Annotated in this window: 9 protein-coding genes; 8 read left to right on the forward strand and 1 reads right to left on the reverse strand. The window is 60.3% G+C overall.

Annotated features, from left to right (window positions below; all coding sequences use genetic code 11):
- Window positions 1-3 precede the first annotated feature (3 nt).
- The 6 genes from MF268_RS08395 to rarD all read left to right on the forward strand — a co-directional run bounded on the left by MF268_RS08395 (window position 4) and on the right by rarD (window position 8237).
- The gene (locus MF268_RS08395) at window positions 4-3015 is read left to right on the forward strand and encodes a sarcosine oxidase subunit alpha family protein (RefSeq protein ID WP_238370419.1); all 3012 of its coding nucleotides are present in this window, start codon (window positions 4-6) and stop codon (window positions 3013-3015) included.
- Window positions 3008-3592 (forward strand): sarcosine oxidase subunit gamma, encoded by a 585-nt coding sequence (locus tag MF268_RS08400; RefSeq protein WP_238370420.1) that lies wholly within the window; start codon window positions 3008-3010, stop codon window positions 3590-3592. Before MF268_RS08395 ends, MF268_RS08400 begins: the two co-directional genes overlap by 8 nt.
- Before the next feature lie 196 nt (window positions 3593-3788).
- Window positions 3789-4388, forward strand: a complete 600-nt coding sequence (locus tag MF268_RS08405) for a superoxide dismutase (RefSeq protein WP_088632696.1) — start codon at window positions 3789-3791, stop codon at window positions 4386-4388.
- A gap of 314 nt (window positions 4389-4702) precedes the next feature.
- Window positions 4703-6100: a sensor histidine kinase gene (locus MF268_RS08410; RefSeq protein WP_238370421.1), complete on the forward strand. Its 1398-nt coding sequence runs from the start codon at window positions 4703-4705 to the stop codon at window positions 6098-6100.
- A gap of 211 nt (window positions 6101-6311) precedes the next feature.
- Window positions 6312-7154, forward strand: a complete 843-nt coding sequence (locus MF268_RS08415; protein ID WP_238370422.1) for a bestrophin-like domain — start codon at window positions 6312-6314, stop codon at window positions 7152-7154.
- A gap of 162 nt (window positions 7155-7316) precedes the next feature.
- On the forward strand, window positions 7317-8237 hold the full coding sequence (gene rarD / locus MF268_RS08420) for an EamA family transporter RarD (protein WP_238370423.1): 921 nt from the start codon (window positions 7317-7319) through the stop codon (window positions 8235-8237).
- Here the strand turns inward: rarD and MF268_RS08425 are convergent.
- A complete protein-coding gene (locus MF268_RS08425) occupies window positions 8174-8725 on the reverse strand; it encodes an LOG family protein (protein ID WP_238370424.1) in 552 nt (183 codons plus the stop codon). The genes rarD and MF268_RS08425 overlap by 64 nt on opposite strands.
- A 138-nt stretch (window positions 8726-8863) precedes the next feature.
- On the opposite strand from MF268_RS08425, the gene MF268_RS08430 reads away from it, so the two are divergent.
- Both MF268_RS08430 and MF268_RS08435 read left to right on the forward strand, forming a co-directional pair.
- Window positions 8864-10666 carry a LysM peptidoglycan-binding domain-containing protein gene (locus MF268_RS08430; RefSeq protein ID WP_238370425.1) on the forward strand — a complete coding sequence of 601 codons (1803 nt, stop codon included), beginning with the start codon at window positions 8864-8866 and terminating at the stop codon, window positions 10664-10666.
- Between the two features lie 272 nt (window positions 10667-10938).
- On the forward strand, window positions 10939-12747 hold the full coding sequence (locus MF268_RS08435) for an ABCB family ABC transporter ATP-binding protein/permease (protein ID WP_238370426.1): 1809 nt from the start codon (window positions 10939-10941) through the stop codon (window positions 12745-12747).
- The last annotated feature ends 4 nt before the right edge of the window (window positions 12748-12751 follow it).

The following is a 12751-nucleotide window of genomic DNA, read 5'->3' on the forward strand; positions in this document are numbered from 1 at the left end:
CTCATGAGCCACCGCTACTCCAAATCCGGTCGCCTGATTGACGAGAACAGGGAAATATCCTTTACTTTCAATGGTAAGACCCTGCGGGGCTTTAAGGGCGATACACTTGCCTCGGCCCTGCTTGCCAATGACCAGATGTTGGTCGGGCGGTCGTTTAAATATCACCGTCCGCGCGGCATCGTGGCCAGCGGGACCGAGGAACCCAACGCTCTTGTAAACATGGGCGAGGGCGCCCGGTTCGAGCCGAACCAGCGCGCCACGACGACCGAACTTTTCGACGGGCTGGTGGCACGTTCGCAGAACCATTGGCCGACGCTCGACTTTGACGTCGGCGGGATCAATGCCAGCCTTTCGCGGCTGCTCCCGGCAGGGTTCTACTATAAGATGTTCATGTATCCACGGGCCTTCTGGAAACATGTCTACGAACCCTTCATCCGCCAGTCCGCCGGTCTGGGTCAGGCCCCCAAAGAGGCCGACGCGGATACATACGAGCATTTCCACGCCTTTACGGATGTATTGGTGATTGGCGGCGGGGTCGCTGGCCTTGTCGCGGCCCGTTCGGCTGCCGAAACCGGCGCACGGGTGCTGGTTTTGGAACAATCCGCGCATTGGGGGGGCAGGGGCCCGGTTGACGGCGGTCGTATCGACGACCGACCTGTGGATAACTTCGTGGAAACTTTGGTAAGCGATCTAAGCGCGCGCGCCAATGTCACGCTGCGCACGCGCTGTATGGGCGCGGGCGTCTACGATCACGGCTATGCGCTCGGGTATGAGCGGCTCACCGATCATGCGCCCGACATCAACGGCCCACGGCACCGGCTCTGGCGGATCCGTGCCAAGCAGATCATCACGGCAACCGGGGCCATCGAACGCCCGCTGGCATTTGCGGGAAATGACGTGCCCGGAGTCATGCTCGCCTCGGCGATGCGCGACTATCTCGTGAACTACGGCGTCGCCCCCGGCCAGCGGATTATCGTCGCCACCAATAACGACGATGCCTATCGCACGGCCATCGAGCTGAAAAAGGCCGGGCTTGATGTGCTGCGCATCCTCGATGCCCGCGAAACAGGGGGCGGCGCCCTTATGAATCAGGCCCGTCAGCTTGGTATCCGCATCGATTGCGGACGCGCGATTGCCAAGGTTTCCGGCGGAAAACGGGTCCGCAAGGTACAAATATGCGCCCAGATCGGCGCAGGCGGCGCGCTAGAAGAGGTCGGCTGCGATGCTGTTGCCATGTCCGGTGGCTGGTCTCCTGCTGTGCACCTCTGGTCCCATTGTGGCGGCAAGCTGCTGTGGGATGATACCCATGCACATTTCCGCCCCGATCCCGAGCGTCCGCTGATCGGTGCAGATGGCAAGGGGTTCGTCCTGCCTGCAGGCAGTGCCAATGGCATCCTGTCCCTTGACGGTATCGTGCCGGATGCGATCCAGACCGGGCGCGAGGCAGCCAAGGCCGCCGGGTTCCGGCTGCGCAAAGCACCGGAGTTTGCCGTTGTTCAAAACTCCGAAGCCCCGCTCGAACCGGTCTGGCTCATGCCGCAGGAGGCCCGCGTCGGTCTGAGAACAAAAGCGTGGCTGGATTTCCAGAACGACGTCAAGGTCAGCGATGTGCAACTGGCCGCGCAGGAAGGCTATGAAAGCGTCGAACATACCAAGCGCTACACGACCCTTGGCATGGCGACAGATCAGGGCAAGCTGAGCAATATCAACGGTCTCGCTACGCTGGCCAATGCGCTCGGCGCGCCGATCCCGGCCGTCGGAACGACCACCTTTCGCCCGCCCTATGCGCCGATCTCCATGGGTGCCATCGCAGGCGAGGCGCGCGGATCGGTCTTCCAGCCCTTGCGCCGCACGCCTATGCATGAATGGCACCGCCAACATAACGCCGAATGGGAACCGGTCGGCCACTGGCGCCGACCCTATGCCTATCCGCGCACGGGTGAGACGACCCATGACGCGGTGATGCGCGAGGTCAGCAATACCCGGCAGAAGGTCGGCCTGCTCGATGCGTCGACCCTTGGCAAGATCCTCGTCAAGGGGCCGGACGCGGGCAAATTCCTCGACATGCTCTACACGAACATGATGTCGACCCTGAAACCAGGCAAATGCCGGTATGGGCTTATGTGTTCCGAAAACGGCTTTCTCATAGACGACGGCGTGGTTGCCCGCATCGACGATGACACATTCCTCTGCCATACGACCACCGGCGGCGCCGATCGCATCCACGCCCATATGGAGGAATGGCTGCAGACCGAATGGTGGGACTGGAAAGTCTACACCGCGAACCTGACCGAACAATTCGCCCAGATCGCCGTGGTCGGCCCCAAGGCGCGCGAGCTGCTCGACAAGATGGGCGGCATGGATCTCTCTGCGGATAGTTTCAAGTTCATGGAATGGCAGGACGGCCAGATCGGCGATTTCACCGCGCGCGTCTTCCGTATCTCCTTCTCGGGTGAGCTGAGTTTCGAAATCGCCGTTCCGGCCTCGCAGGGGCTGGCCTTCTGGTCGGAACTCATGAAAGCGGGGCAGGGGCTTGGTGTCATGCCTTATGGCACTGAGGCGTTGCATATCATGCGGGCCGAAAAGGGATTTATCATGATCGGCGACGAAACCGACGGCACCGTGATCCCGCAGGATCTTGGCCTGAACTGGGCGATATCCAAGAAGAAAGAGGACTACCTTGGCAAGCGCGCACAGCAGCGCGACCACATGACCGACCCGACGCGATGGAAACTCGTCGGTCTCGAAACGCTGGACGGATCGGTGCTGCCCGACGGGGCCTATGCCGTGGCCGAGGGCACGAATGCCAACGGCCAGCGCAACACGCAGGGCCGCGTGACCTCGACCTATCATTCGCCAACCCTGTCCAAAGGCATCGCAATGGGGCTGGTTCTGCACGGGCCCGACCGCATGGACGAGGTGCTGGAGTTCCCCGGCACCGACGGCAAGACCTATCAGGCCCGGATCGTCGATCCGGTCTTCTATGACAAGGACGGGGAGAAGCAGAATGTCTGAGACGATCAGCGCCCTGAACAACGCGGGCTATTCCGGGCTCGTCCGCATCGATGAAACCGGCCTGCAGGGCATGATAACCCTGCGCGGAGACCTGTCGCTCACCACCGTCAAGAAGGTGGCGACAACCGCCTCCGGCGCCACCTTCCCGGGACAGCGCCAGATCACCGTCTCCGACACCGGGGCGCTCGCATGGATGTCCCCGGATGAGCTGCTCATTCTCTGCCCGTACGAGGAAGTCTCCGACCGGCTTGCCAAGATGACCAAGACCCTTGGCAATACCAACGCACTGGCGGTCGATGTTTCGGACGCACGGGCGATATTTGCGATCTCGGGCGAGGATGCCCGCGACGTGATGGCCAAGCTCTGCCCGGTCGATCTCCACCCCGAGGTGTTCAAACCCGGAGAGATCCGTCGCACCCGTCTTGCACAGATTGCCGCTGCGATCTGGATGGAGGATGACGACAACTTCCGCCTGATCTGTTTCCGCTCGGTCGCGCAATATGCCTATGACGTGCTCAAGGTGGCCGCGGCCGCCGGGTCTGCCGCGGGGTTCCATGCGGCACAAGACCCGGTCTGATACCGCGAACATCCCCGGCCGTGAGCCCACCAAGCCGAATACAATCAGGCTGGAACATGAAATGCGCGTATTTCAAGGGCTTGGCCTGATCCCGGAACTTACCAGATCACCTCGCGTTTTAGATTGAGCCTTGACGATAGGGGCCAACGCGCTCAGTTACGTCACAGGACATTCACCATGACCAAGGGAGGCCGAAATGGCTTTTGAACTACCTGATCTTCCATATGCTCACGACGCGCTTGCATCGAACGGCATGTCCGCGGAAACCCTCGAATTCCACCACGACATTCACCACAAGGCCTATGTCGACAACGGCAACAAGGCGATTGCCGGGACCGAGTGGGAAGGCAAGAGCCTCGAAGAGATCATCAAGGGCACCTATGACAGCTCTGCCGTGGCTCAGTCGGGTATCTTCAACAACATCAGCCAGCTCTGGAACCACAACCAGTTCTGGGAAATGATGGGCCCGGGCGAAAGCAAGATGCCGGGCGATCTGGAAAAAGCGCTTACCGAAGCCTTTGGCTCGGTCGACAAGTTCAAAGAAGACTTCTCGGCAGCCGGTGCCGGTCAGTTCGGCTCGGGCTGGGCATGGCTGGTCAAGGACACCGACGGTTCGCTCAAGGTCACCAAGACCGAAAACGGCGTGAACCCCGTTTGCTTCGGCCAGACCGCACTGCTGGGCTGCGACGTGTGGGAACATTCCTACTACATCGACTTCCGCAACAAGCGTCCGGCCTATCTGACCAACTTTCTCGACAACCTGGTCAACTGGGAAAACGTCGCTTCGCGCATGTGATCCGCGACGGATACATTATAAGAAGGCGTCCCTCGGGGCGCCTTTTTCATTAGCTCAGTTTGCAGCTCACAGCAGGCCAATACCTCGATTGCCAGTGTAAAACAGACCGGATCGTTCTGGTAAACTGCAGCGAAGGTCGAGTTTGAGCCCAAAATATCGACCTTCCACAGGCACGCGTCTGTCCGGAATAGAAACGTGGTTCACAATGATAATGGTACCACTTACCTATTTAGGTTGCTTTTGATAGGTGTAGCTATCTGATGCGGGACATCGAAACGTTTCGCCGTTGAGGAGCGAGTATCATTTACGTTGACATGCTACGCCAGATTGATCCTGCAGAAATTGTTGCGAGCCTGAGAGAGAGCCTTTTGGTTCTGACCGAGGATTTGGTGGTTGAATACGCCAACGACCGGTTTTTCGCTACATTCGAAGTCGACCGCGATGAGACGATCGGGGCAAACCTGTCGTCGCTTGGGAACGGGCAGTGGAATATTCCGACGCTGATCGGCGCTCTGGACCGCATTCTGGACGAAGGTCACAAAGTTGAAGATGTGGAGGTCGATCACGTCTTCCCGCACATCGGTCGTCGTGTCATGCGGCTTAACGCGCGCAAGACGATCCGCCCCGGCAATGGGTCGCGGCGTATTCTATTGGCCATAGAGGACGTGACGGCCGAAAGCGACGCAGGCGCAGCGCTTGAGCGGGAGCGATTGTTGTCCACGGGTATCGTCGATACCGTCCGCGAACCTCTCTTGGTTCTCGATGAGCAGCTCGGAATTATCAGTGCCAGTCGGTCTTTTTACGCCACATTTCATGTAGAGCCTGGTGAAACCGTCGGGCGCAAATTGGACGATTTGGGTAACGGACAGTGGGCGATCCCCGCTCTCATTGACCTGCTCACGGACGTCGTGCCACGAAATACCTCCGTCGAAGACTTCGAGGTCAAGCACGTCTTTCCCAAGATCGGCGAACGTAACATTCTGCTAAACGCGCGCAAAGTTCATCGTGAGGGAAACCACACCCATATGTTGCTGCTGGCCATGCAGGACATCACGGAACGTCGCCGCCTGGAGGCCGAGCGTACAGCGGCACTGGATCACGCTGAACGCCTTCTGGAAGAGCTCAACCACCGTGTCATGAACAGCCTGTCCATGATCGGGGGTATCATAGCGATGGAAGCGCGAAACCTCAGCGATGAGGATTGCAAAGCTGCCTTCACACGCATGAGAGCACGAGTGGACGCTGTTGGTAAGCTCTACAAGACCCTGTCCCGGGCCGGCGCCGTCGATCAGGTAAATACGCGGCAATATCTATCTTCGCTGGTTGAGGATCTTATTACATCCTCGGGCCATCCGAAGCCGCCGGAATTAAAGGTCGACGTCGTCGAACTGCCACTGTCGACACGGGTCGCCATTCCCTTGGGGCTGATCGTGAACGAGCTTGCCACGAATAGTCTCAAATATGCATTCAACGAAGACGGGGGTGGTCATCTGTCCGTTCTTCTTGGGGTCGAAAACGACATGTTCCAGTTGTCAATCTCTGACAACGGTGGCGGAATTGATCCCAACGCACGCGTGGATTCCGGGTTGGGCCAGAAACTCACCGAAGCCTTTACGACTCAGCTTAGTGGAAAGATGACAACGCAGAGCGATGAAACAGGCACCCGCCACAGGCTGGTGTTTCCGCATAATTTCACGGAAGCAACAACTTAGGTGCCGTTCTTGCCGATCCGGATGGAAGCACGCTGTCCTCCCTGCTCGCGCTGTGAATGTCGAGAAAGCCTCGCATAGGCGACCAACCCGGTCTGCCGACCCCAAAAAGTGCGTCTATCCCGCTGAGACTTGTTCGAAAATTGGTGCAAGTACATAATTTCTGGTCTTAACTGAATCATCAGTTTTCGTTTTTCCTTCGCGGTACAAAGCGATGCAACCCACAACAGCGGCAGCGGAATACACCGACGTCACCCTCGCGACGCTAAGCCTCACCAGCATCGCGATTATTGTCGTTATCGGTCTGCCCGTCGCGCTTGTCGGGGGATACTGGCTTGGCGTTACCGGACGGCGTCGCCTGATGGCAAAGGGACAGCAGGTGGAAAGCCACCTCGGCGAAACCACACAGGGCGCGTTCCTAGCGCTCCTCGGCCTTCTGCTTGCCTTCACCTTTGGCAACGCGCTGTCCATATCGCAAGCGATGAAAGCCGCCGCCACCGACGAAGCCGCCGCCATCGGCACCGCTTTCCTGAGAGCGGACTATCTGGCTGACCCCGGCCGGACAGAGCTGAAGACCGCAATTTTCGACTATGCAAAAACGCGCATCGTGCCGGCGCATCAGCAGATCGACACCCGCGAAAAATTCGATACATGGCTCGAGGCCAGCCTGATCGCGCAGTCCCGGCTCTGGCCTGCCACCCTCAAGGCCACGAAAGAGCCGACGCCACCACCCATTCAGGCATTCGTGGCAAGCGCGGTCAACGACGCGCTCGATGCGCATCTCTACCGCGTCGCGACACAGGCCGTACCCATCGCGCCTTTCTCGCAGATGGTCGTCCTGATCGCGACAATCACTGCGGTGTTCCTGCTTGCCAACCGCACCGGCATGTTGGGGCGGTCCCTGACATGGCGCACCTTTGCCTTCTCGATGCTGACAGGGCTCGTGCTCTACATGGTTGCAGACATCCGCAGGGGCTATCAGGGCTTCATCAGGGTCGAACAGAGCGAGCTGTTCGCAACGATCTTTGAAATGGAACAGGCGCTGCGGGCAGAATAACCTGCCCATGGATATGATCCTCTTAGACTGAAGGGACTCATGCCGTTTCCCCGGTCAGTAACCGGATCATCATTAACTTGATATGTATTTTCCCAAATCGATCCGCCCGGCTCTTGCAACCGTCCCGGTTCAAGCGCAGGAGTGTCGGACGAGGGGATCGGGATGAGCGAGACATACAAGGGACTTCTGGCGATGGTGGCCGCCTGCTCCATCTGGGGGCTGTCTCCGATCTATTACAAACCCCTGAGCCATGTGCCCGCGACCGAGGTGCTCTGTCACCGCCTGTTCTGGTCGCTGGTTTTCTTCGTCGGCATTCTCGCGATACAGGGGCGGCTGCGCGCTATACCAGAGGCGCTGAACTCACCGCGCCGGGTGGGGATCATCGCCATCGCCTCGGGGATGATCTCGGTCAACTGGTTCCTCTTCATCTACGCCACCCAGATCAACCGCAATGCCGAAACCAGCCTTGGCTATTACATGTTCCCGCTGATGGCTGTCCTTTGCGGGCGGTTCGTGTTCGGCGAAAAGCTCCGTAAATCTCAGATCGTTGCCATTGCGATGGCGATATTGGCGGTCTCGATCCTGACATGGGCGCTGGGCGCGGTGCCTTGGATCTCGCTTGCGCTGGCGATTTCCTTTGCGATCTACGGCGCGATCAAGAAAACACTACCGGTCGGCCCGATGGTCTCGGTCACCTGCGAAGTGTTACTCTTCATGCCCATCGTGATTGCGATCCTGCTGTCCATCTACACCCAGCGTCCGGGCGCTTTCGGGCAGTCGTGGCAGGACACTCTTCTGCTGATTTTCGCAGGCCCGCTTACCGGCATGCCGTTGATCTTTTTCAGCTACGCGGCCCGACGCATCTCGATGTCGACAGTGGGCGTGATGCAATACATCAACCCGACGCTCCAGTTCATCTGCGCCTTCGTGCTCTTCAGCGAACCGTTCACGTCGGTGCACGCGGTGGCCTTTGCGCTGATCTGGTCGGCGCTCATAATCTATTCGGTCGCGGCTATCCGTCAGGACAGGGCTGTGCGCAGGTCTTCCATGGCCGCCGCCGGAGAATCCACGACCCTGACGTGATCGCGCAGCGAGGCATCGGCAAATCCCTGTTCGATCACATGGTCGATCAGCACCAACAGCGGGTCCCAGTACCCGGCGGTATTCAGCAGCAGGATCGGCTTTTCGTGCAGCCCAAGCTGCGCCCAAGTAAGCACCTCGAACAGCTCGTCCAGCGACCCGGCACCGCCCGGCAACACAACCACCGCATTGGCGTTCATGAACATGACCTTCTTGCGCTCGTGCATCGTCTCGGTGACGATATAGCGGGTCAGATCGGTTTTGCCGACTTCCCATGCCACAAGATGGGTAGGGATAACGCCAAAGGTATCGCCCCCCGCGCTTTGCGTGGCGCGGGCCACTTCACCCATCAGCCCCACGTCTCCGGCGCCGTAAACCAGCCGCCAATCAGCCGCTGCAATGGCGGTTCCCAGCTCGCGCGCGTGCTCGGCATACGCGGGAATTGCGCCGGAGCGTGATCCGCAATACACACAAACTGACTTTACCGACATGAATGAACCTTTCAGGAGGGGAACCGATATTCGGGTTTTGACCCCTGATATCCCGGTTGCTAGGCTTGCTCAATGCAGCGGCGCAATTTGCCGCATCTGGGACGATGGCGTGCGGGGGCACGCTTTTGGGGATACAAGATGACTGAAACGAGCGGGCCGACCGGCCGCAGGGTAATGATCGTGCTGGGCTGCGTTCTGATCGCCGCCTGTGGCGGCGGCTTGTACTATGTGTTTTTCGAACATCCAGGCCGTGGTGAACTTGCAGCGGTTGTCGGAACCTCCGAACCCGCCGATCAAGCCGACACCAATACGACAACTGCCGTTCAGACGCAACCTGATACCGGTGAGAGTACAGACGCAGTCGCAGCGCCGGAAACCACCTCAGCAGAGCCTGCCACTTCTGATCCAGCTGAGAAGACAGCAGAACGCGCTAACGCTGAAACCGCAGAGACCGCAGAGACGGCCGCGGTCAAAGAGGCTCCGTCCGCACCGGAACCAACCGCGCCCGCCGTCGATATCGCCCGCGTCGAACCCGATGGCAGCGCCCTGATTGCCGGATCAGCAGAGCCGGGGGCCGAAGTAATCGTTCGTCTCGATGGAGAAGAGGTCGGGCGAACCACCGCTGGGGCAGATGGCAAATTCGCGGCTTTTCTCGATCTCGACCTCGGTAGCGCCCCGCGCCTGCTGACCCTGATGTCCGAAGTCGACGGGCAGGAGCTCGCCTCCACCGACCGTCTGATCCTCGCCCCGACCACCCTTGCCACAAACGAAACAGATAATAGGCCGGATTCCGGCAGCGCAGCTCCGGTAGCAGGAGATGCGCAGGGCTCGTCGGGCGAAAACGGATCCGATGACGGAGAGGCGACCACCACAACGGCGGAGGCCGAAACTTCCCGAGACACACCAGCCGATGACGACGCTTCGACCGAGGTGGCAATTGCGGAGAATGCGCAGACCAACAACCCGGCAAGCGAACCAACGGCAAGTGAGGAAGCAACCTCTGCCGCCGGGCAACCGGACGCGAGCGCAGCGCCGGGCGAAGGCGCCTCGCAGGATACTACGGAGCAGGTCGCAACGGCACTCCCGACCCCTTCCGAAACGGCCTCGACCGAAACAGGCGGAACGCAAACCGCTGCGCCAGCCACCGCGGACGTAAATCCGGCCCCCGTGGCAATCCCAACGACCACGACTGATACGGTCACCGCAGAGACTGTCCCGGCGATAGAGCCGAAGGTCGAAGAGCAAACCGCCAGTGTCGAGGCCAGCACCGCGTCAGAATCCGCCACGGCAAGCACCAGCACGACGGAGCAGAACGCCGCAGTGGACACTGAGAATGCGGAAGGCAACCCGGTATCGGCGGTCCCGGTGGTGGAAGCTCCATCAGGCGCCGTGGCGGTTTTGAGGGCGGGCAGTGACGGGATCGAACTGCTGCAACCGGCAATCCCGGAACGGTCCGATGCCATGACAACCATGGCACTGGATACGATCAGCTATTCCGCAGCGGGGGATGTACAGCTGAGCGGGCGTGCCCGCGATTCCTCCGTCGTCCGGGTCTATCTCGATAACCGAGCGGTCGCCGATATTGATACCGACACACAAGGGTCGTGGCGCGGCGAATTGCAGGACATCCGTCCGGGGGTCTACACGTTGCGCCTTGACGAACTGACCCGCGAGGGTCGTGTGCTCAGCCGCGTGGAGACGCCGTTCAAGCGGGAACCGCCTGCCGTGCTCAACCCGCCCGCGCGTGACAATTCGGAAACCGGGGCCCCCCAGCCGCCGATCCGCGCGGTTACCGTGCAGCAGGGCGATACCCTGTGGGCGATCTCCGAGGACCGCTATGGCGAGGGTACGCTCTATGTGCGGGTTTTCGAGGCAAACCGCGACTCGATCCGCGATCCCGATCTCATCTATCCGGGGCAGATTTTTACCATTCCAGACTAGGGCACAGGACGAAAACCTGATCCTTTGGGTGTGGTGACTACGGGGGAGAGAGGGGGCCAGCCCCCTCTTGGCCCTTCGGGCCAATTCACCCCCGGGATATTTTTGACCCAAAGAAGCTGAGAGGATATGTCCTGTCACTTGGGTGGGGGTCTGTTGGGTCTGGTTTCTGCGGAAACTGTGAACGTCTGTGGCAGGACCATGCGTAATTGGTAGACGCTATGGTCATTTACGGCCCGGGATCCTATTTTCGGGCCAGCTGACAAGGATCGTTCATGTCTCAAGCCAAATCGGGTGCACCCAACGAAACCCGGCGTTCGGGAATTCGCATCATTCGGGCCGTCGCCCCTTATCTCTGGCCCGCGGATGACCGGACCCTGCGGATCCGGGTTGTGCTGGCGATGGTCATGCTGGTCAGTGCCAAGCTGATCGCCGTGTCCACGCCGGTTCTGTACAAAGGAGCCGTGGACGCGCTTGCCGGGGAAGGCGTGCCGCCGCTTGCGCTTGGGGCGGTCGGTCTGACCGTTGCCTATGGCGTCGCGCGGGCATTGAATGTCGGGTTTCAGCAGCTGCGGGATGCGCTTTTCGCGCCGGTTGCCCAGCGGGCCCTGCGGCGGCTGGCGCTCGAGACATTCCGGCATATGCATCAGCTGTCGCTGCGGTATCACCTGACGCGCAAGACCGGAGGGCTCTCGCGGATCATCGAGCGCGGGGTCAAGGGCGTCGATTTCCTTCTGCGTTTTCTGTTGTTCAGCATCGGGCCCTTGCTTCTTGAGCTGATCCTGATTGCGATCATCCTGACGGTAATGTTCGACTGGTGGTATCTGGTGATCGTTGTCGGGGTGCTGGTGTCCTATGTCTGGTTCACCTTTGCCGTCACCGAATGGCGCGTCAAACTGCGCCGCGAAATGAATACGCAGGATACGGATGCCAACCAGAAGGCCATCGACAGCCTGCTGAATTTCGAGACCGTCAAATATTTCGGCGCCGAAGAGCGCGAGGCGCAGCGCTATGACGGGGCGATGCGGGGATACGAGCGGGCGGCGCTCAAGACCTCTTATTCGCTGTCCTTCCTGAATTTCGGCCAGTCGGTCCTGATCACCTCGGGTCTGGTCGGTGTCATGGTGCTTGCGGCCATCGGAGTGCAGGCCGGTACCCTGACGGTGGGCGATTTCGTCATGGTGAACGCCTATATGATCCAGATCACCGTGCCCCTGAATTTCCTTGGCACTGTCTATCGCGAGATCCGGCAGGCGCTGATCGATATGGGAGAGATGTTCGACCTGTTGGAGCAGCCGCCCGAGGTGGAGGACAAGCCCGGCGCGTCCGATTTGCAGGTTTCCGGTGGCGAGATCACCTTTGACAAGGTGCGCTTCAGCTATGACCCGGCGCGCGAGATCCTGCGTGGCGTGTCGCTGAGCGTCGGTGCGGGGCAGCGCGTTGCAATTGTCGGGGCGACCGGGTCGGGCAAGTCCACCGTGGGCCGTCTGTTGTTCCGGTTCTACGATGTGACCGGCGGGGCGATCCGGATCGACGGTCAGGATATCCGCGATGTCACGCAGGAAAGCCTGCACAGCGCCATTGGCGTGGTGCCGCAGGACACGGTGCTGTTCAACGACACGATCCGCTACAACATCGCCTACGGACTGGACGACGCGACGCAGGACCAGATCGAAGAGGTCGCCCGCGCCGCCCAGATCCACGATTTCATCCGCTCCCTGCCGGAAGGATATGAGACGCAGGTGGGGGAACGGGGGCTCAAGCTCTCTGGCGGTGAGAAACAGCGCGTCGGCATTGCGCGCACCTTGCTGAAAGATCCGCCGATCCTGCTGCTGGACGAGGCCACAAGCGCGCTGGATACGGATACCGAGCAGGAAATAAAATCGGCGCTGGACCGGGCCGGGCAGGGGCGCACGGTTATCACCATCGCGCATCGGCTCTCGACCATCGCGGAATCCGACCTGATCGTGGTGCTCGAGGCGGGCGAGATCGTCGAGCAAGGCAGCCATGCCATGCTGCTGGTCCGGCGTGGCCGCTATGCGCAGCTCTGGAACCGGCAATTGGCCGATGAAAGCGCGGCCTGACGGC

Origin of the sequence: Heliomarina baculiformis (assembly GCF_019966545.1) — a bacterium.
Lineage (GTDB): Bacteria > Pseudomonadota > Alphaproteobacteria > Rhodobacterales > Rhodobacteraceae > Heliomarina > Heliomarina baculiformis.